The 18,990-nt window shown below is 69.8% G+C and carries 17 protein-coding genes and 2 pseudogenes; 12 read left to right on the top strand and 7 right to left on the bottom strand.

From position 1 onward, the window contains the following. Nucleotides 1-30: 30 nt before the first annotated feature. Entirely contained in the window at nt 31-714 is a 684-nt protein-coding gene (locus ACZ6ZD_RS28025; protein ID WP_465676900.1) for a transglycosylase SLT domain-containing protein, read from the bottom strand. 152 nt (nt 715-866) lie between these two features. Between ACZ6ZD_RS28025 and ACZ6ZD_RS28020 the strand changes: the two genes are divergently transcribed. The 5 genes from ACZ6ZD_RS28020 to ACZ6ZD_RS28000 all read left to right on the top strand — a co-directional run bounded on the left by ACZ6ZD_RS28020 (nt 867) and on the right by ACZ6ZD_RS28000 (nt 7,982). Next, nucleotides 867-1,748, top strand: coding sequence for an AurF N-oxygenase family protein (locus ACZ6ZD_RS28020; RefSeq protein ID WP_465676899.1), 882 nt, complete (start codon nt 867-869; stop codon nt 1,746-1,748). Continuing rightward, on the top strand, nt 1,748-3,238 hold the full coding sequence (locus ACZ6ZD_RS28015; protein ID WP_465676898.1) for an FAD-dependent oxidoreductase: 1,491 nt from the start codon (nt 1,748-1,750) through the stop codon (nt 3,236-3,238). The genes ACZ6ZD_RS28020 and ACZ6ZD_RS28015 overlap by 1 nt, the downstream gene beginning before the upstream one ends. A 220-nt stretch (nt 3,239-3,458) precedes the next feature. Further along, nucleotides 3,459-4,277 (top strand): poly(ethylene terephthalate) hydrolase family protein, encoded by an 819-nt coding sequence (locus ACZ6ZD_RS28010; protein WP_465676897.1) that lies wholly within the window; start codon nt 3,459-3,461, stop codon nt 4,275-4,277. Nucleotides 4,278-4,310: 33 nt separating this feature from the next. Continuing rightward, nucleotides 4,311-5,351 (top strand): tRNA (adenosine(37)-N6)-threonylcarbamoyltransferase complex transferase subunit TsaD, encoded by a 1,041-nt coding sequence (gene tsaD / locus ACZ6ZD_RS28005; RefSeq protein ID WP_465676896.1) that lies wholly within the window; start codon nt 4,311-4,313, stop codon nt 5,349-5,351. Nucleotides 5,352-5,666: 315 nt separating this feature from the next. After that, nucleotides 5,667-7,982, top strand: a complete 2,316-nt coding sequence (locus ACZ6ZD_RS28000) for a DEAD/DEAH box helicase (protein WP_465676895.1) — start codon at nt 5,667-5,669, stop codon at nt 7,980-7,982. Here the strand turns inward: ACZ6ZD_RS28000 and ACZ6ZD_RS27995 are convergent, their stop codons facing one another. The 3 genes and pseudogenes from ACZ6ZD_RS27995 to ACZ6ZD_RS27985 form a co-directional block, all read right to left on the bottom strand. Continuing rightward, nucleotides 7,983-8,375, bottom strand: coding sequence for an STAS domain-containing protein (locus ACZ6ZD_RS27995; RefSeq protein WP_465676894.1), 393 nt, complete (start codon nt 8,373-8,375; stop codon nt 7,983-7,985). It abuts the gene before it with no gap. Nucleotides 8,376-8,480: 105 nt separating this feature from the next. Continuing rightward, complete coding sequence (locus ACZ6ZD_RS27990) at nt 8,481-9,953, bottom strand: carboxylesterase/lipase family protein (RefSeq protein WP_465676893.1); 1,473 nt, start codon at nt 9,951-9,953, stop codon at nt 8,481-8,483. 10 nt (nt 9,954-9,963) lie between these two features. Further along, nucleotides 9,964-11,237 (bottom strand): annotated as a pseudogene (locus tag ACZ6ZD_RS27985) (GntT/GntP/DsdX family permease). 287 nt (nt 11,238-11,524) lie between these two features. Here ACZ6ZD_RS27985 and ACZ6ZD_RS27980 point away from each other — a divergent pair. From ACZ6ZD_RS27980 to ACZ6ZD_RS27955, 6 genes are all read left to right on the top strand, one after another. Further along, complete coding sequence (locus ACZ6ZD_RS27980; protein WP_465676892.1) at nt 11,525-12,520, top strand: ABC transporter ATP-binding protein; 996 nt, start codon at nt 11,525-11,527, stop codon at nt 12,518-12,520. Further along, nucleotides 12,520-13,314, top strand: coding sequence for an ABC transporter permease (locus tag ACZ6ZD_RS27975; protein ID WP_465676891.1), 795 nt, complete (start codon nt 12,520-12,522; stop codon nt 13,312-13,314). The genes ACZ6ZD_RS27980 and ACZ6ZD_RS27975 overlap by 1 nt, the downstream gene beginning before the upstream one ends. Next, nucleotides 13,307-14,125, top strand: a complete 819-nt coding sequence (locus ACZ6ZD_RS27970) for an ABC transporter permease (protein ID WP_465676890.1) — start codon at nt 13,307-13,309, stop codon at nt 14,123-14,125. The genes ACZ6ZD_RS27975 and ACZ6ZD_RS27970 overlap by 8 nt, the downstream gene beginning before the upstream one ends. Before the next feature lie 73 nt (nt 14,126-14,198). After that, on the top strand, nt 14,199-15,545 hold the full coding sequence (locus ACZ6ZD_RS27965; protein WP_465676889.1) for a glycoside hydrolase family 27 protein: 1,347 nt from the start codon (nt 14,199-14,201) through the stop codon (nt 15,543-15,545). A 72-nt stretch (nt 15,546-15,617) separates the two neighbouring features. Then, nucleotides 15,618-16,040 carry a hypothetical protein gene (locus tag ACZ6ZD_RS27960; protein ID WP_465676888.1) on the top strand — a complete coding sequence of 141 codons (423 nt, stop codon included), beginning with the start codon at nt 15,618-15,620 and terminating at the stop codon, nt 16,038-16,040. Between the two features lie 36 nt (nt 16,041-16,076). Further along, nucleotides 16,077-16,514: a hypothetical protein gene (locus ACZ6ZD_RS27955; RefSeq protein ID WP_465676887.1), complete on the top strand. Its 438-nt coding sequence runs from the start codon at nt 16,077-16,079 to the stop codon at nt 16,512-16,514. 33 nt (nt 16,515-16,547) lie between these two features. Here the strand turns inward: ACZ6ZD_RS27955 and ACZ6ZD_RS27950 are convergent, their stop codons facing one another. Then, complete coding sequence (locus tag ACZ6ZD_RS27950) at nt 16,548-16,808, bottom strand: WhiB family transcriptional regulator (protein WP_465676886.1); 261 nt, start codon at nt 16,806-16,808, stop codon at nt 16,548-16,550. 102 nt (nt 16,809-16,910) lie between these two features. Here ACZ6ZD_RS27950 and ACZ6ZD_RS27945 point away from each other — a divergent pair, with 102 nt between their 5' ends. Continuing rightward, nucleotides 16,911-17,849 (top strand): NAD-dependent epimerase/dehydratase family protein, encoded by a 939-nt coding sequence (locus ACZ6ZD_RS27945; protein ID WP_465676885.1) that lies wholly within the window; start codon nt 16,911-16,913, stop codon nt 17,847-17,849. A 68-nt stretch (nt 17,850-17,917) separates the two neighbouring features. On the opposite strand, the gene ACZ6ZD_RS27940 is transcribed toward ACZ6ZD_RS27945, so the two are convergent. Continuing rightward, the gene (locus tag ACZ6ZD_RS27940; RefSeq protein ID WP_465677492.1) at nt 17,918-18,796 is read right to left on the bottom strand and encodes a hypothetical protein; all 879 of its coding nucleotides are present in this window, start codon (nt 18,794-18,796) and stop codon (nt 17,918-17,920) included. Between the two features lie 36 nt (nt 18,797-18,832). After that, nucleotides 18,833-18,976 (bottom strand): annotated as a pseudogene (locus tag ACZ6ZD_RS27935) (DUF4236 domain-containing protein); the annotation flags it as partial. Nucleotides 18,977-18,990 lie beyond the last annotated feature (14 nt).

The raw sequence follows: 18,990 nt of genomic DNA, 5'->3' as shown, positions 1-18,990 counted from the left end.
CAGAGCCGGCCGTTCCCGAGGTAGCTGGGGTCAGGAGAGGGCTTCGGTGGATTTCGGCCAGTTCTTGTGCAGGTTGTCGAGGTAGGTCTGGGCCTGGGGGCCGGGGGTGGCGCCGCGGGCGAAGGCGCGCATGTTGCCGGAGCCGGTGTTGTAGCCGAGGGCGAGCAGGTCGTTGCGGGAGAGCGCGGTGGAGCGTTTGCTCGGGAGGCGGCCGGCGAGGTCGCGGAGGTGGTAGGCGGCGGCCTCGATGGCGAGCTCTGGGTGGTCGGGCAGCTCTTCCCAGCGGCGCTTGGCGAACGGGCGGCCGCGTTTGGTGTCGTTGAAGGCAGCTCGGTGCATATTGGCGATGCCGAAGGCGGCTTCGGGTTTGATGCGCTGCCAGGAGCGTTCGAGCTCCGGATTGTGCGGCTTGTAGTCCTCGTTGTAGAGGATCGCCATCACCAGCACCGGATCGACACCGGCCCGCTTGGCGGACTTCCGGACCGGCGCAGCGAAGTCGGCCGGGTCGTAGTTGTCGTACCAGTTGCCCACCGACCGCGTCGGCTTCGGCTGCGAGGTGGGCTCGGCAGCCGGCCGCGGCGTCGGCGTACCGACCACGCCCCGGGCCGCCTCGGGCCGCACCTCAGGCTGGGCCTCGCGCTGCTCGTGCCCACGGGAGCTCCAGATCCCGACGACCAGCGCGCCCGCGACGAGCCAGACCCACTTCTTACCCAACCCCGTCCTCCGTCCGCGCGCCCCCAGCAGCTCACCCACGGTAGCCGCTCCCCCGCGCGGCGTCCGCGACCCGCGCCGCCCGCCACCCCTAGACATCTGACACTGACGATGTAACATCAAAAATGTCGGATCGATCGAACGGAGGCGGATCCATGGCTCTGACGGACTCCGGAGTGGCGGCCCAGCTGCTGCGATCGGCGGAAGCGCTCTCCTACGACCCCGCGCTCGAGGTCGACTGGGACACCCCGCTCGACACCGGGATGCACGGCCTCAGTCCCGAGTGGAGCACGCTCTACGGGACGGCGTACTGGGCAGAGCTGACCGAAGATCAGCAGAAAGGGCTCACCCGGCAGGAGTCGGCGTCCGTCGCGAGTACCGGGATCTGGTTCGAGATGATCCTGCAGCAGATGATGCTGCGCGACTTCTACGCCAAGGACCCGACCGATCCTGATTTCCAGTGGGCGCTGACCGAGATCGCCGACGAGTGCCGGCACTCGCTGATGTTCGCCCGCGGCGCGGCGAAACTCGAGGCGCCCGCCTACCGGCCGCGGCGGCACGTGATCGAGCTCGGCCGCGCCTTCGCCGCGCTGGCCTCGGCGGAGACCGCGTACGCCGCGATCCTGGTCGCCGAAGAGGTCACCGATGTCATGCAGCGGGCCTGGATGCGCGACGAGCGGGTGGTGCCGTTCGTCCGGACGATCAACAACATCCATGTCGTCGAAGAATCCCGGCACATGAAGTTCGCCCGTGAGGAGGTCCGCGAGGAGCTCGCGAAGGCGGGCCGCATCCGGCGGCTGCGCAGCAGCGTGATCGTGGCGGCCGCGGCGTACTTCATCGTGATCAGCATGGTGAACCGCGGCGTGTACGCCGCCGCCGGGCTCGACACCAAACGCGCTCTGCGCGAAGCCCGCGCCAACGAGCACTACAAGTCGATGCTGCGTTCCAGCTGCGGCGGGCTGATGGAGTTCCTGGACTCGGTCGGCCTGCTGACCAAGCCGGCCGTCGCGATCTACCGTCGCGCGAACCTGATCTGATGCCGTACGCGATCACGCAGTCCTGCTGCAGCGACGCGAGCTGCGTCGCCGTCTGCCCGGTGAACTGCATCCACCCGACGCCGGAAGAACGCGCTTTCGGCAACACAGACATGCTGTACGTCGATCCCGACACCTGCATCTCCTGCGGCGCCTGCGCGGACGCGTGCCCGGCCGACGCCATCCACCCGATCGAGTCGCTCACCGGCGCATTGCAGGACTACGCGGCGATCAACGCGGCGTACTTCGAGGACATCCCGACCGCGGCCGCCGCCGGCCCGCTGTTCCACAGCTGGGAGCCGCCCGAGCCGGTCCGAACGTTGCCCTCAGCACCGAAACCGTTGCGGGTGGCAATCGTCGGCACCGGGCCGGCCGGGATGTACGCCGCCGAGGATCTCCTGCTGCACACCAACGCCGACGTCACGTTGATCGACCGGCTCCCCCGGGCCGGCGGCCTGCTCCGGTACGGCGTCGCTCCGGACCACCTCGCGACCCGCCGGATCGCCGACCGGTTCACCCGCTTCCACAAGCACCCCCGCGCCCGCACCCTGCTCGGCGTGGACGTCGGCGCCACCCTGACCAACGACGACCTGCTCGCTCATCACGACGCGGTGATCTACGCGGTCGGCAGCACCGCCGACCGCCGCCTCGGCATCCCAGGCGAAGACCTCCCTGGCAGCCTCGCCGCTCGCGATGTCGTCAGCTGGTACAACGGGCGCCCGGGCGCGGCTCCGCTCGACCTCCCGGCCGGTCGCGTCGTCATCGCCGGCTCCGGCAACGTCGCCCTGGACGTCGCGCGCATCCTCGCTGCCGATCCCGCCACGCTCACCGGGACCGAGATCGCCGAGGGAGCGCTCTCTGCGCTCTTCTCCCACGCCGACCGCGAGGTCGTCATCCTCGCCCGCCGCGGTCCCGCGGACGCCGCGTACACGCTCCCCGAACTCCACGAGCTCAAGCACCTCCCCGGCGTCCAACTCGTCGTCGACACCCACGACCCCCGCATCGCCGCCGAGATCGCCACCAGCGACCACCCCAAAGCCGTGGCCCTCCGCGACGTCGGACAGCAGGCCATCGACTGGCAAGCGGAGCCCTCCCCCGGCCGCCGGATCGTCCTGCGCTTCCACTCCAGCCCCGGCGAACTCGTCCCCGATGACAACCGCGTCGCGGGAGTGCGCTTGGCCGACGGCCCAGTTCTCGCCACCGGCCTGTTCATCAGATCAATCGGCTACCGCGGGACGCCGATCACCGGATTGCCCTTCGACCACGACGCAGCCGTCGTACCGAACGACGCCGGCCGCGTCACCGGCCGACCCGGCACCTACGTCGTCGGCTGGATCAAACGCGGCCCAACCGGCGGAATCGGCACCAACCGCACCTGCGCCGCCGAAACCGTCACAGCACTCCTGGAAGACGCAGCCGCCGGCCGCCTCACCCCGCCAAGCCGCTCCACCCGCAAATTCGCCCGCCTCGCCAAGCGAGCCCGCCGCACCTGAGCGAACCGCCACCACTCACTAACTATGTGGAGATCCCGAACTCCACGCTCGGCGCAGGCCTCACGAGCCCCGTGCGGACGAGTTGGTGGGTGCTGGAAGTCCGCTTTGTGATGGGCCACAGGCAGTGGTCGGGAAGTTCGGGGACGGTACCAAGGCGCAGCGATGCGGACTTCGGGAGGATGAGACGGTCTCCGCCCCCGACGTCAGGTAGGTGTTTCCGGTGCGACGTGTCCTGTGGGTTGTGTTGGTTGTCATGTTGCTGGGTGGGTTGGGTTTGCGGCCGGCCAGCGCAGTAGCTGAGCGGTACTTCGAACAAGTCGGGCCGCACGGCGTGGTGAAGGCCCCGGGCGGCAGCGCGCATACGCTCTACTACCCGGCCGACCTGCCGACGACGGCAGGCGCGCGGCCGGTGATCCTGTGGGGTAACGGCACCGGCGCGACGGTGGACCAGTACGACGAGTTCCTGCGCCATGTCGCGTCGTGGGGATTCGTGGTCGCGGCGGCCAACACCGGGCAGTCCGGCTCCGGGAAGGAGATCCTTGCCGGGGGCAAGTACCTGCTGGCCGAGAACACCCGGCCCGGCAGCGTCTTCCGCGGCAAGATCGACCCGGACAACATCGGCGCGGCCGGGCACTCCCAGGGCGGCGGCGGGGCGATCGCGGCCGGCGCCGATCCGATGGTCAAAGTCACGATCCCGGTCCAGCCGGGCCCACAAGGGTCGGTCCCCGCGCTCCGCGGCCCGAGCCTGTTCATCGCCGGTCAGCTCGACTACATCGTGCCGTCCCCGTACGTCCGCGGCCGCTACGCCTGGGCGCAGGACCACCCCGCCGTCTTCGCCGAGCTCAAAGGCTCCGACCACTTCTTCCCCGGCGAAACCCGGACGCGACTGATCGGCGTCGGCACGGCGTGGTTCCGCTACTGGCTGGCCGGCGACCAGCGCGCGAAGACCGTCTTCTTCGGTCCGAAACAGTCGGCCGAGCTGTTCAGCGACCCCGGCTGGTCCGCCGCCGCCCGCAATCCCGCAGCGGACGCCGTCTGAACCAGATGCGACCCGCTCGCATAAACTGCCGACGTGGGAATCACTTTGGGCCTCGAGACCTCATGTGACGAGACCGGGGTCGGCATCGTCGCGGACGGCGTACTGCTCGGCCAAGCGCTCGCCTCCAGCATGGCCGAGCACATCCGGTACGGCGGCGTCGTACCGGAGGTCGCCGCCCGGGCGCACCTGGAGTCGGTGAGCAGTTGCCTGCAGCAAGCGCTCGCGGACGCCGACATCGCGGTCGAGCAGGTCGACGCGATCGCCGTCACGTCCGGCCCCGGCCTGGCCAGCTCGCTCCATGTCGGGGTCTCCGCCGCCAAGGCGTGGGCGCTCGCGCTGAACAAGCCGCTGTACGCCGTCCATCACGTCGCCGGTCACGTCGCGGCCGACACGCTCCAGCACGGCCCGCTCCCCGACCGCTCGATCGCGCTGATCGTCTCCGGCGGCCACTCGTCGCTGCTGCTGCTCGGCGATCTCGCGACCGACCCGATCGTCCATCTCGGCGACACCCTGGACGACGCCGCCGGGGAGGCCTTCGACAAGGTGGCCCGGCTCCTCGAGCTGCCCTACCCGGGCGGTCCGTCGATCCAGCGCGCGGCCGAGTCCGGCGATCCGGCCGCGATCGATCTGCCGCGCCCGCTGCTGACCAACTTCAGCGAGCGGCAGCGCTACGCGTTCTCGTTCTCCGGGCTCAAGTCGGCCGTCGCCAGGTACGTCCAGCTCGCCCGCCGGACCGGCGAGCCGATCCGCGTCGAGGACGTCGCCGCGTCGTTCCAGGAGGCCGTGGTCGACGTCCTGGTGACGAAGGCGGTCGCCGCCTGCCGCAACCATGCCGTCGACACGCTCCTGATCGTCGGCGGGGTCGCCGCCAACGCCCGGCTCCGCGCGGTCGCCGAGGAGCGCTGCCGGGCCGCGGGCGTCACGCTGCGTGTCCCGGCCCCGAGACTTTGCACCGACAACGGCGCGATGATCGCCGCGATCGGCGACCTCGTCGTCCGCTCCGGGGCGGCGCCGTCCGGGTTCGGCTTCGGCGCCGATTCGTCGGCTCCGCTCGACCGCAGTCTGCTGGCCTGAATCCGGCCGCGCGACATTCGGCCCGGGCTGGTGACCTGACCGTCGACCGAGCGTAGTATTCTCGGTACGTCGGCATCGTGATGTGGGCCGATCGTCATCGACCGCGGCCCGGCTGGGCCGATTGATCGGTGACCGGCTCCTCGCCGTCAGTTCCGCCGGAATCCACGATCTCGATCGCTGGCCGGAGCGCCGGTTCCGCGCTCCTGGGGGTGGCCCGCACCCGGGCCGCTACGCGACGTGTCGTCGTCGGCGTGCTGAGACGCGGTGCCGCGTTCGCCATGGGCAGTTCGCCCGTGGCACGACAGAGGAGGACCTTTGGCCCGACGAGGTCAGCGCCAGTCCGGAGCCGCCAGTGGCTCCGGCCGCCGGCAGTCCGGCGAAGCCGGCGAGAGCGGCGACACCCGTCGCCAGTCCGGCGATGCCCGCAGGCAGAGCTCCGGGAGCGCCCGGGGTTCCGGTGGCGGTGGCCGCGGCTCCAGCGGCCGCGGTTCGGGCGGCGCGGCCTCCAGCGGGCGTGGCTCCGGCGGCGGCGCCGCCGGCAGTGGCGCCGCGGCCAACCGGCGCCGGCGGCCCGCGAAGGACGCCGAGGGCCTGATCCCGGTCCTGGCGAAGGCCGTCCGCGAGGTCGAGGGCGCCGTCGAGCGGGCCGCGATCAAGCCGTCGACCCGGACGAAGTTCCAGGTCGTGGCGATGCTCGTCCGCGAGGAGCGCGCCCGGGTGAACGCCGAGCAGTCGGCCACCGACGCGTACCGCGCCGAGCAGCTGCGCCGCCTGGACGGCGTGGCCACCATCCTGGCCAAGACCGCCGCCCGGGAGCCCGCGCTGCTCGCGCTGCTCGCCGAGGACGCGGTGATGTCGGAGGCCGCCGTCGCGCTGCGCCGCGAGATGCTGACCGCCGCCGGCCTGGAGGTCGCCGAGGAGGCGCCCGCCCCGGAGCCGGAGGCCGCGCCCGAGTCCGCCGTCCGCCGCGTCGTTCCGCAGACCGTCGTCGCCCGTCAGCTGGCGAACCCGTTCCTCACCCCCGACTTCAGCGCGGCCCCGGTCTCCCGGCCGGTGCGGCCGCGCCGGCTCGCGGGCTGGGAGCTGATCACTCCCCTGCTCCGCTCGTTCGAATACGCCGCTGCCTCGGCCAGCATGCCGCTGCCGGAGGCGGCCAACCTGCGGACGACGACCGGTCAGGAGCTGATGCCGCACCAGGCCCGCCTGATCGCGTCCGCGGCCGCCGGGCATCGCACGTTCCTGCTCGCCGACGAGCCCGGTTTGGGCAAGACCGCCCAGGCCCTGCTCGCCGCCCGCGCGGCCGACGCGTACCCGCTGCTCGTCGTCGTCCCGAACGTCGTGAAGACCAACTGGGCCCGTGAGGCCCAGCTCTGGACGCCGCAGAAGAAGGCGACCGTGATCCACGGCGACGGCGACTCGATCGACGGGTTCGCCGATATCGTCGTGGTCAACTACGAGGTGCTGGACCGGCACGTCGGCTGGCTCGGCGACCTCGGCTTCCGCGGCATGGTCGTCGACGAGGCGCACTTCATCAAGAACAAGAAGTCCCAGCGCTCCCGCAACGTGCTCGAGCTGTCCGACCGGATCCGGAGCCGGTCCAGCCGGCCGCTGCTGATGGCCCTGACCGGTACGCCGCTGATCAACTCGATCGAGGACTTCACCGCCATCTGGCAGTTCCTCGGCTGGACCGACCAGCAGGGCCCGCGCGCCGACCTGATGGAGTCGCTGGAGGAGACCGAGCTGGTCCCGGCCGACCCCGGCTTCTACGCGGCCGCGCGGTCCGCCGTGATCAACATGGGGATCGTCCGGCGCCGCAAGGTCGACGTCGCCGCCGACATCCCGGCCCGCCGGATCGCCGACCTGCCCGTCGAGCTGGACGGCGCCGTCGGCCGCTCGATCCGCGAGGCCGAGCGGGAGCTGGCCGCCCGGCTGGTCGCGCGGTACCACACCGCGCTCGAGACCCGGACGTCCGGCGTCACCGTCGAGGGCGTCGACCACGAGCTGGTCCGTCGCGTCGCCAGCTGGGAACGCCAGGAGATGGACAACAAGAAGACCGGCGAGAACGTGTTCTCCCTGGTTCGCCGGATCGGTCTGGCCAAGGCCGGCCTGGCCGCCGACTACGCGGCGCAGCTGGCGCAGAGCGTCGGCAAGGTCGTGTTCTTCGCCCGGCACATCGAGGCGATGGACACCGCCGAGGAGCTGTTCGCCGAGCGCGGGATCAAGTTCGCCTCGATCCGCGGTGACCAGACCTCGGCCAAGCGGCAGAAGAACATCGACGCCTTCACCGAGGACCCCGAGGTCTCGATCGCGGTCTGCTCACTGCTCGCCGCGGGTGTCGGCCTGAACCTTCAGGTCGCGTCGAACGTCGTCCTGGCCGAGCTGTCCTGGACGAACGCCGAGCAGACCCAGGCGATCGACCGGGTGCACCGGATCGGTCAGGAGATGCCGGTGACGGCCTGGCGGATCATCGCCGCCCAGACCATCGACACCCGGATCGCCGACCTGATCGACTCCAAGGCCGGCCTGGCCGCCAAGGCGCTGGACGGCTCCGACGAAGAGGTCGGCTCCTCGGCCGACGTCCAGCTCGAGGCCCTGGTCTCGCTGCTGACCGACGCGCTCTCGAAGAGCTGATTAGAGGGCGCTCCGCCGGTACGCCGGCAGCGCCTGCTTCAACTCGTCGTACGCCGGGATCGCGTGCCGCTCGAGCCGGGCCGTCAGCCACGGCTCGGCGCCCGCGACGCGGAGCCAACCGTCGTGCTCGGCTGCCAGTCGCGCAGCGGCCACGAGCACCTCGACACCGGTCGGGTCGAGCTCGCGCAACCGCCGGACGTCGACCACTACCGACGAGCCCTTGGTCGTGATCACCCGCCGCAACTCGTCGGCGAACGCGGTCGCCGTCCCGGCATCGACGGCGCCAGCGACCTTCACCACCACACAGCCGCCCACCGCGGACCATCCGCAAACGAACGGACCGCTGCCGTCCACCGGCCGGCTTGCGGCCCTGACCACCCGCGGCTGACTCATCCACACCACTCCTCACTCCGACGAGCCGCCCCCAGCGACAATGCACCTACAACCGAAGTACCCACTCTCAATCCCTGCGGTCAAGACTCAGGCTCAGGTTGAGGGTTAGCTCGACCAGAGGGCGAGCTCAGCGGCTCGAGGGCTGTCGTGGAGCGCCGAGGCCGGGTGGTCGAAGGTGTGCACCGGGTGCGCGGACGCGGAGCACGACGGCCAGCCGGGGTTGCCGGTGCGGGCGAAGGCAACCCAGGCGGCATGCATCTCGTCAGCGAGCGGCTGCGGGGCGACGCCGCCGTAGAGCGGGGACTTGGCGGCGCCGAGGGTGTCGAACATGAAGGCGAGCTCGAGGGAGTGGCAGGAGCCGAGCCCTTCAAGCGGCGAGCGCCAGGCGAACTCGTAGACGTACGTCGCGCCGTGGTCGCGCTGTGCGGTGGCGAGCCGGCGGGTGGGGATGGTGAAGAAGGCATCGGTGAGGATGTCGGAGACCACCTCGCCCGGCGTCGCGCCGGGGCGGTTGGCGGCGTACGCCGATCCCAACTCGGGCGGGATGCCGCGGGCGGTAAGGGCCGCAGGCAACATTTCCGGGGTGACGGCCGCGGAGATGCCGGACGGCCCGGTGAAGAAATGGAACTCGTTGGACGTCGTTCCCGCGAGCAGCTCGACGCCCGCCGCGGCGCCGGCGGCGATGGCGGTCAGTGGGACATCGAAAATCAGCTCGTTGTCGATCACCGGCATGAACGGCATGATGCCGCCGCCGGCGCGGATGGTCGACGCACCCCAGCGCGCGGGGTCGGGTTTGGCGCGCATCTCGATCGCGACCGTCCGCTGGGCGGCGATCAGCTCATCGAGCCCGACCGACGCGAGCCCGGCGGCGGAGCACTCGACGCCGAGCCGTCGCGCGATCTCGGTGGAGACCGATGCGGCGTCCGGCTCCAGCGCCGCGACCGAGGCGGAACCGCTCTGCATGATCACGCGCCGGAACAGGCCCTTCGCAGCCGGGATCGACATCAGCGTCGCGACGCTCATCCCGCCCGCCGACTCCCCGGCGATCGTCACCAGCTCGGGGTCGCCGCCGAAGGCCGCGATGTTCTCCCGGACCCAGCGCAGCGCCGCGACCTGGTCGAGCAGACCGCGGTTGCTCGGCGCGCCCGGGACGACGCCGAACCCCTGGATCCCGAGCCGGTAGTTGACCCCGACGAGGACGACGCCGTCCCGCGCGAACGCCGTCCCGTCGTACTCGGGGACGGCGTTCGAACCGTTCCGGAAGGCGCCGCCGTGGAACCAGACGAGCACGGGCAGCCCACTGCCGCCCGGCGTCCAGACGTTCACGTTGAGGAAGTCGGCGCCGGGGATCAGCGGGTTCGACAGCAGGCCGTCGTACGGCGGCTCGTACGGCGGCTGCGGCGCGGTCGGGCCGAGCTCGGTCGCGTCCCGCACGCCCTCCCAGCTGACCGCTCGCGGCGCGGCGTACGCCAGCTCGCCCACCGGCGCGGCGGCGTACGGGACGCCGAGGAAGGCGGTCACCTCGCCGTCGGTACGCCCCTTGACCTGTCCACCCGTCGTCACCGCGAGAGCATCCACGCGCCCATCCTCACAGAATCAGTGACAACAACAAGGTCAGGCCGAGGCCCATGACCGAGATCACGGTCTCCATCACCGACCAGGTCTTGATGGTCTCGCCGACCGTCATCCCGAAGTACTCCTTCACCAGCCAGAAGCCGGCGTCGTTGACATGGGAGAAGAACAGCGAGCCCGCGCCGATCGCGAGCACGATCAGCGCCACCTGGGTCGCGCTCTCCCCCGCCGCCAGCGGCGCGACGATCCCGGCCGCGGTGACGGTGGCCACGGTCGCGGAGCCGGTCGCGAGCCGGATCAGCACGGCGACGATCCAGCCGAGCAGCAGCGCCGAGAGGTTGGCCGCGATGGCGATCTTGGCGATCGCGATCCCGGTGCCGCCGTCCACGAGGACCTGTTTGAACCGCCGCCGGCGCCGACGATCAGCAGGACGCCGGAGATCGGCAGCAGGCTCTCGCCGATCTTGCGGCCGAGGACCGGCACGGTGAAGCCGACCGCGGTGCCGAACGTGACCATCGCGAGCAGGACGGCGAGCAGCAACGCGACCACCGGGTCGCCGACGAACTGCAGGAACGGGTAGACCGCGGCGTCCTTGCTCATCCACACATCGGACGCGGCCTTGATCAGCATCAGGGCGACGGGCGCCAGCACGGTCACCAGCGTCGCGGCGAACGTCGGCGTCCGCGTCCGCTGGTTGTCGCCGGAGGCGCTGCCGACCTCGAGCGCCGTACCGGAGGCGCCGATCGGCACCCAGCGCGCGGCCAGCCGGGCGAACAAGGGGCCCGCGACAACGACCGTGGGGATCGCGACCAGCAGACCGAGGGCGAGCGTGATGCCGACGTTCCCGTTCAGGACGCCGATCGCGGCCAGCGGGCCCGGATGCGGCGGGACGAACCCGTGCAGGACGGACAGCCCGGCCAGCGCGGGAATCCCGAGCAGCATCGCCTTCGCGCCCGACCGCCGGACCGCGAGCACCACCACCGGAATCAGCAGCACCAGCCCGATCTCGAAGAACATCGGGATGCCGATGATGCCCGCGATCAGCGCCATCTTCCACGGCAGACCACCGGCCCGGCCCCGCAGCAGCGTGTCAACCACCTGATCCGCGCCACCGGAGTCCGCGAGCAGTTTGCCGACCATCGCGCCAAGCGCGATCAGCACCCCGACGTACCCCAGCACACTGCCAACGCCAGCCTCGAACGACTTCGTCACCGCCCCCGCCCCGACCCCCGACGCGAGCCCAACGAACAACGCCCCGATCGTCAGCGCCAGAAACGCATGCAGCTTCACCGCCACAATCAGCGCCACGATCACCCCGATCCCGACCGCCGCCACGATCAGCACCCGCGTGTCATGCCCATCCCAAGGCGCCCGCACATCACCACCAGCCACCAACACCTCAACCACAACCCACCTCCTGACCCACCGTGCCCCCACCCTCACTCCCAGTCCTACACCATTCGTCCCCAATACATCTCCCCACCCCACTGCCTCTTCCTGCAATCCCCTCGGCCCACCCCCACCCCCATTGCTAAGGTCACCCCTCGCCCGCAGTCCATCCGTGAGACAGGAGCACCATGACGGCGCCGATCATCGAGGTGGACGGGCTGACGAAGGAGTTCTCACGTCCGGAGGTGCGACCGGGGCGGTTCGCCGGGACACGCTCGCTGTTCACCCGCGCGCGCAAGGTGACCCGCGCCGTGGATGGCATCAGCTTCCGGATCGACGCCGGTGAGCTGATCGGATTCCTGGGCCCGAACGGCGCCGGCAAGTCGACGACGATCAAGATGCTGACCGGAATCCTGGTGCCGACGTCCGGAAGCGTGACAGTCGCCGGGCAGGTGCCGTGGCGCGACCGGCGCCGCAACGCCCGCACCATCGGCGCGGTCTTCGGCCAGCGCACCCAGCTCTGGTACGACCTCCCGCTGCGCGACTCCTTCGAGATCATCCGCGACCTCTACGCGATGGACGCCGCCACCTACCGCACCCGGCTCGGCGAGTTCACCGAGCTGCTCGGCCTCGACGAGTTCATCGACACCCCGGTGCGGTCGCTGTCGCTGGGCCAGCGGATGCGCGGCGACCTGGTCGCCGCGATGCTCTACGCACCGCCGATCCTCTATCTCGACGAGCCGACCGTCGGCCTCGACGTCGTTGCCAAAGGCAAGATCCGCGAGTTCGTCGCGGAGATCAACACCCGCCGCGGCACCACCGTCATCCTGACCACTCACGACATGGACGACGTCGAGCGGCTCTGCCGCCGGGTCGTCATCATCGACCACGGCGTCCTGCTCTACGAGGGCGACCTGGCGTCGCTCAAGGCGCGGTACGTGACGACGCGCGACATCGTCGTCCACGCCACCGAGTTCGACCTGACCGGCGTCACCTCGCCGTACGCCGAGGTGGTCGCGGCCGAGCCGGCCAAGGCGACGCTGCGGTTCGCGCCGGCCGGGACCAGTACGCCGAAGGTCGTGCACGACCTCACCTCGCGGTACCCGATCACCGACCTGTCCGTCCTCGAGCCCGACCTCGAGGACGTCATCCGGCAGCTCTACACCGATCGCCGGACGGCCTGATGCGGGACCGCTTCATCGGCCTGCGCGGCCTGTACCGCGCCGGGTACCGCTCGGTGCTCGCCTACCGCGCCGACCTCTGGTTCGGGATCGCCGGGCTCGTCATCCAGGCCACGCTGACCGTCGTCGTCTGGCGCGTCCTGTACGCCGGCCACGACGAGGTGGCCGGGATCGGCCGGTCGACCGCGGTGTCGTACGCCGTCCTCGCGGCCGCGATCCAGGCCGTGATCATGCCGTGGCAGTTCTCGTCACTACCGTTCCGCGTGCTCCGCGGCCAGATCGGCGTCGACCTGATGCGGCCGCGTTCGCTGATCAGCCAGAACCTCGCGCAGTCCGTCGGCACGATGGCCGGCCGGCTCCCGATCGGCGTCGCCGCCCTGCTCACCGGCCTCGCGCTCGGCGGCGTCCAGCCACCGCGGAGCGCGACCGGCCTGGGGCTGTGGATCATCTCGATGACGCTCGGTATCGCGAACATCATGATCATCAATCTGCTGGTCTCGATGACGGCGTTCTGGACGCTCGAGATCGGCGGATTCATGATCGTCTACCGGTTCGCGACGGCGTTCCTGTCCGGGGCGCTGATCCCACTGTGGTTCATGCCCGGCTGCCTGCAGCCGATTCTCGGCTGGCTCCCGTTCCAGGCGCAGATGTACGTCCCGTTGTCGATCTGGTTCGGCACGCAGGACGGCGTCCTCGGCGCGCTGGCGCTCCAGGTCGGCTGGGTGGTCGTGTTGTTCGGGCTGCTGCAGCTCGTCTGGCGGCGGGCGATCCGCAAGGTGGTGGTGCTCGGTGGCTGAGTCGGCACTGCGCCAAGACCTGCGGGCCGGGCGGATCCTGCTGCGCGCCGGGTGGCGCGCGGCGATGGGGTACCGGGCGAACTTCTTGATGACGATCATGGGCGGCGTCGCGCTGCAAGGGACGCAGCTGCTGTTCATCGGCGTCCTGCTGGCGAAGTTCCAGGTGATCGACGGCTGGCGGTTCAACGACCTCGCCTTCCTGTTCGCGCTCCGGCTGGCCGCGCACGCGACGTACGTCGTCCCGTTCGGCGCGATGATCCGGATCGACCACGCGGTCCAGCAGGGTGATCTGGATCGCTACCTGATCCGGCCCGCGAGCACCTACCTGCAGGTGATCACGAGCTACGCGCCGCTGATGGCGCTCGGCGACACCCTGCTCGGCTTCACCGCGCTGGCGATCTTCGCGCCGCAGTCCTCGGTGGACTGGACGCCGCTCAAGGTCGGCTTCCTCATCGCGGCGGTCATCGGTGGCGGCCTGGTCGAAGCCGGTCTCCAGACCTTCCTGGCCGGGCTCTCGTTCAAACTGACGTCGACCATGTCGCTGCGCATCCTCGCCGACGACACCATCTCCCGCTTCAGCGGCTACCCACTCACCATGTTCGGCAAATGGGGTTTCCTCTCCCTCACCTTCGTCTTCCCGATGGCCTTCATCGCCTACCTACCCACCACCGTCCTCCTCGACCGCGCCAGCCACCTCCCGATCCCCACTTGGCTGGCCGCAGCCTCCCCCGCCGGCGGGGTCCTCGTCTTCGCTCTCGGCCTCACCTTCTTCAACCGCATGATCCGTCACTACAACAGCCCGGGCAGCTAGATTCTTGACGTGGTGAAGTAAGGCTCGTAGCGTACGGCGGAGGTCCTGCCCCGCAACGAAAGGCGGCCACCCCGTGCCTACCGCCCGCATCATCCGCCGCGCAGTCGCGCTGGCGACCGCCGTACCGGTCCTGCTCGCCGCGACGATCTCGTCCGTGGCGCCCGCCCAGGCGAAGAGCGATTTCAGCGTCAAGCCGTTCATGGGCTGGAGCAGCTGGAGCGTGCAGTCGTCGAACAACCCCGCCTACGGGACGAAGTGGCTGACCGAGGCGAACGTGAAGTCCGCCGCGGACTCGATGGCCAAGAACCTGCGCGGCGCCGGCTACACCAACATCAACCTGGACGCCGGCTGGAACGCCAACTGGGACTGGCAGTTCCGGACCGACGCCAACGGCATCCCCGAACCCGACCCGGAGCGCTTCCCGAACGGGATCGCCAGCCTGGCCCGGTACGTACACAGCAAGGGCCTCAAACTCGGCCTGTACGGCGGCGCCGGCCTGCAGACGGCCATCTACGACAAGAACGCGCCGATCCTGGGCACGAACTGCACCACCCAGGACATCACCGTCTACCCGCTGGTGAAGACCAACATGTGGGGCGGCGACTGGAAGATCGACTTCACCAAGCCGTGCGCGCAGGCGTACTTCAACTCGATCGCGAAGCGGTTCGCCTCCTGGGGCGTCGACTTCCTGAAGGTGGACGGCGTCCTCACCGAGAACGTCCCCGACATCAAGGCGTGGTCGAAGGCGATCGACCAGAGCGGCCGCAAGATGTGGCTGACCGCGAGCGCCTGGCCGATCCCCCGCGACGCGGGTGAAGGGCTCGCGCCGTGGGCCAACAGCGTCCGGGTGAACACCGACGTCGAGTGCTACTGCAACACGGTCTCGACCTGGACCAGTTCGGTCGACAACCGCTGGGAGGACCTGCCCAACTGGCTGGACGTCGTCCGCCCGAACTACTGGCCCGACCTGGACTCGATGCCGATCAACAACAACACCGGCGTCGGCATCCAGGACGGGATCAACGAGGTCGAGCGGCAAAGCGTCATGACGTTCTGGTCGATGGCGTCGTCCCCGCTGTACGTCGGCGGCGACCTGGCCAACATCGACAAGAAGGCGATCGCGATCCTCACCAACCGCGAGGTCATCGCCGTCGACCAGGCCGGCGTCATCCCCACCCAGGTCGCCGGCGGCACCCTCCAGATCTGGAAGAAGCGCCTGCCCGGCAACCTCCTCGCCGTCGCCGTCTACAACCTCGGCGACACCCCCGCCGACATCACCGTCACCTGGAAGCAGCTCGGCCTGCACGGCCCCCGCTGGGCCCGCGACCTGGTCGCCCGCCAGAACCTGGGCAAGACCAACAAGTCCTGGACCGCAACCGCCGTCCCACCCCACGGCTCCCGCCTGATCACGCTGTCCTGACAGACGGCGACAGGGTTTTGACAGGGCGCTCTCCGTTCAATGGATCACTCCAGACCATTGAACGGAGAGCGCATGTTCAAGAAACTCGCAGCCGCGATCGCCACGACTCTGGCACTCTCAGCCTCGGCCCTCACCTCGGCACAGGCCGCGCCGGCGCTCGACGTCCTCGCCATGCCCACGGTGACGCCCTCGCCGGAACACTGGCTGCACCCCAAGGACCAGGCCGAAGCCACCGCCTGGGTCAACAACTGCGCCGACGGCCGCTACTGCACCTGGATTCGCAGCAACACCGGCCGCTACTCCTTCTTCCAGTTCTACCGCTGCCAGGAGTACGCCCTGTCCAACTGGGGCGGCACCACGAACTACTTCAACAACCAGCGCGGCGCCACCGTCGAACTCCGCGGCGAGCGCCACAACCTCATCCGCACCCACACCCCCGGCTCCAAGTTCATCACCAGCTGGGACCCGGTCTGGTTCATCAACCTCTGCGCCTGACAGCGATACGAAAGTGAGCCGTCCTTTACTGGGCGCATGATCAAGAGACTGTTCGCTGCCACCCTCCTTCTCACCGTGACGCTCACCCCCGCCGCGGCCGAAGCCCAGCCGGCCGCGGCGGACCGCGTCGCCGCGGCCCCCGTCCCCTGGCCGCACACCAACCCCAACCCCGAGGTCTGGGAGACCAAGAAGATCTCCCAGCAGGCCGCCACCGACTGGGTGAACCGCTGCCCCGCCGGCCGCTTCTGCACCTGGATCCGCGAACGCGACGGCGTCACCTACGCCCTCTTCCAGTTCCACCGCTGCCAGAAGTACGGCCTGAACAACTTCCTCGGCACCACCAACTACTTCAACAACCAGACCGTCAAGGTCCAGCTCCTCGGCCAGCGCCACGAGGTCCTCCGCACCCTCGCCAAAGGCCAGAAATTCATCACCAACTGGGACAAGGTCTGGTACATCAACCTCTGCGCCTGACCAGCGGTAGGCCTTCTCGCGCGAGAAGTTCGGTCAGCCGGCGCGGTCGAAGCGGCGGCGGTTCTTCAGCTCGCGGCGTTCGAGTTCGGTGAGGCCGCCCCAGATGCCGGCGTCCAGGCCGGAGGTGAGGGCCGACTGGAGGCAGTCGGCCCTGACGGGGCAGTGTTGGCAGATCTGTTTGGCTGCTTCGGCCTGCCGGAGTGAGGGGCCTTGGGTGCCGATGGGGAAGAACAGCTCGGGGTCTTCACCCTGGCAGGCGGCCTGCAGGATCCAGCTCTCCGCACGCACTCTCATACCTATGAGACCAATCCCGCGGCCGGGTTGTGACTGACTCGTGCATCACAGTCCCGTGTGGATGGGTTGCGGACCGGGGAGTCCGTATGGGGTGCTTGGGGTATGGGCGTTCACGTGGTGGTCGGGGCGACGGGTGGGACCGGGACGGCGTTGGTTCGGGAGTTGCTCGGGCGGGGTGAGGTGGTTCGGGCGGTCAGCCGGCGTGGGGACTGCGCCGTCCCGGGGGTGGAGGCCGTTGCGGGGGACGCCGCCGACGCGCGGCGGATGCGCGAGGTCTGTGATGGGGCGACGGCGGTCTACAACTGCGTGAATCCGCCGTTCGCGCAGTGGCGAGCGGTGTTTCCGGAGACGGTCCGATCGCTGGTGGCCGCGGCCGGTGCGGCGGACGCCGTACTGGCGTTCGCGGACGACACCTGGATGTACGGCGAGGTCGACGGCCCGATGACCGAGGAGACTCCGGTGCGTCCGGTGACCGAGCTAGGCGTGTTTCGGGCCTGGCTGGCCGAGATGACGCTGGCCGCACATCACCGCGGCGCGGCCCGCACGGTCATCGCCCGCGGCGGCGAGCTCTACGGCCCGAACGTCGAATCCCTCTTCGGCCAGAACCTCTTCGGCCGCGCGATCCACGGCCGCCGTCCCATCCTCTTCGGCGACCCCACCCTCCCCCTCACCCCGACGTACATCGGCGACTTCGCCCGCACCCTGGCCACCGTCGCCGCCGACCCCACCGCCCACGGCCAGGTCTGGCACACCCCCCACCCCGACCCCACCACCGCAACCGCCTTCACCGCCCTGGCCACCCACCACAAACCCATCACCCTCCCCACCCCCATCACCACAGCCCTCAAACTCGTCTCCCCCGTCGTCCGCCAAGGCGCCCAGCTCCTCTACCAGTTCCGCCAACCCTTCATTGTCAACGGCAACAAATTCGCCACCACCTACCCCCATTCCCCCACCCCCTACACCGAAGGCATCGCCACTACCCTCACCTGGTACCAAGACCACAAACACCAAATCCGCACCACCGCCCTACCCACCTGACCCCGCAGAGCTGGCTGGCTCACCGTCCGTCCAACAGCCTCCGGGCTCGACAGAGGCCAGCGGGCGGCTCAGCAGTTGAAGTCGGTTACGGGTACGGCGTCCAGGATGTCGCCGAGCGCACGAGCGGCGTCCGAGCGCGAGATCTGGAGACGCCAGTCGAGACCGTTCGGCGTGCTGAAGTCGATGGCGCCGTAAAGCATGACCGGCAGGACCGGGTTGTTCTTGAAGCGACGATCCGGGCCGCCTTTCACGTTGACGTACTGCCACGTCCGGTCCACCTGGTGAGCGTCCTTGGGACGCGTCCCGGGGGTCTCGATGAAACGCTGCTGACGGGCGTACGCGCGGAGGTACTGGTAGCTGATGTCCGTATATCGCCGGTTGTCGAAGAACAGCACCCGGTCAGGCAGGAAATGCAGGCGCGAACCACCCGCAGAGAGCGACGGGACTGCGATGTTCGTGGCAAGGTGCCGGGGTCCCCGCAGATCGGCGATTGCCGGGATCCGCCTGATCAAGTTGCTCGCACCGGCATTCGTCTTGTGCTCGTACGTCGTCCGGACCCGACCGGACTGAACCTCCCGCCAGAGCTGGCGCGACTCCGTCAGCCACGCCCAGTTCGCCGTGATCGCATCGAACCAGAGCGCCCGGGCATCATTCACGTCGTAGAAGAGCACGACCGTGCGGCGCGCCTTGTCCCGGAGGATCAGCCACCAACACAGCGGAGCGGCGAGCAGCCAGATGGCGACGCCGTACGGCAAGGTCAGCAGTCCGAGCACGCCCGCAACGATCGCGATCGGAAGGCCCCAGCTGTGTCGGGCGGCCGCAGCGTTCAGCTGCTCCACGACATCCCCACCACCTGTCGGCGCGAGCGAGACCGGAGCAACGCCGGTGACGTCTCTCATCTCGACATGCGAACGCTGGATTTCCGGCGGAACACTCGTGCCCGGCATCGGCGGACTGTACGCAGCCGATGCACGGTAGCTGACGTTGGTGCCGGCTATCCGGACGTAGTTCCCGCGTGGTCCGGCACCGACACGAAATCCTGGCACTCCCACGCTGACGCCGAGCCCGGTCTGCCCGGCGCTGAACCGGAACGGGCCGGCCTTCACGGCGGTTCGAAGGTAGAACATCTTGGACCTCCCGG

This window comes from Kribbella sp. NPDC104218 (assembly GCF_055584105.1).
Note: the sequence above shows the minus strand (reverse complement) of the source record. Positions and strands in the feature narration are given on the sequence as shown.

Coding starts and splice junctions, on each gene's coding strand:
- ACZ6ZD_RS28020 (WP_465676899.1), top strand. CDS start 867: ATGGCTCTGACGGACTCCGGAGTGGCGGCCCAGCTGCTGCGATCGGCG.
- ACZ6ZD_RS28015 (WP_465676898.1), top strand. CDS start 1,748: ATGCCGTACGCGATCACGCAGTCCTGCTGCAGCGACGCGAGCTGCGTC.
- ACZ6ZD_RS27995 (WP_465676894.1), bottom strand. CDS start 8,375: ATGAGTCAGCCGCGGGTGGTCAGGGCCGCAAGCCGGCCGGTGGACGGC.
- ACZ6ZD_RS27980 (WP_465676892.1), top strand. CDS start 11,525: ATGACGGCGCCGATCATCGAGGTGGACGGGCTGACGAAGGAGTTCTCA.
- ACZ6ZD_RS27975 (WP_465676891.1), top strand. CDS start 12,520: ATGCGGGACCGCTTCATCGGCCTGCGCGGCCTGTACCGCGCCGGGTAC.
- ACZ6ZD_RS27960 (WP_465676888.1), top strand. CDS start 15,618: ATGTTCAAGAAACTCGCAGCCGCGATCGCCACGACTCTGGCACTCTCA.
- ACZ6ZD_RS27955 (WP_465676887.1), top strand. CDS start 16,077: ATGATCAAGAGACTGTTCGCTGCCACCCTCCTTCTCACCGTGACGCTC.
- ACZ6ZD_RS27950 (WP_465676886.1), bottom strand. CDS start 16,808: ATGAGAGTGCGTGCGGAGAGCTGGATCCTGCAGGCCGCCTGCCAGGGT.
- ACZ6ZD_RS27945 (WP_465676885.1), top strand. CDS start 16,911: ATGGGCGTTCACGTGGTGGTCGGGGCGACGGGTGGGACCGGGACGGCG.
- ACZ6ZD_RS27940 (WP_465677492.1), bottom strand. CDS start 18,796: ATGCCGGGCACGAGTGTTCCGCCGGAAATCCAGCGTTCGCATGTCGAG.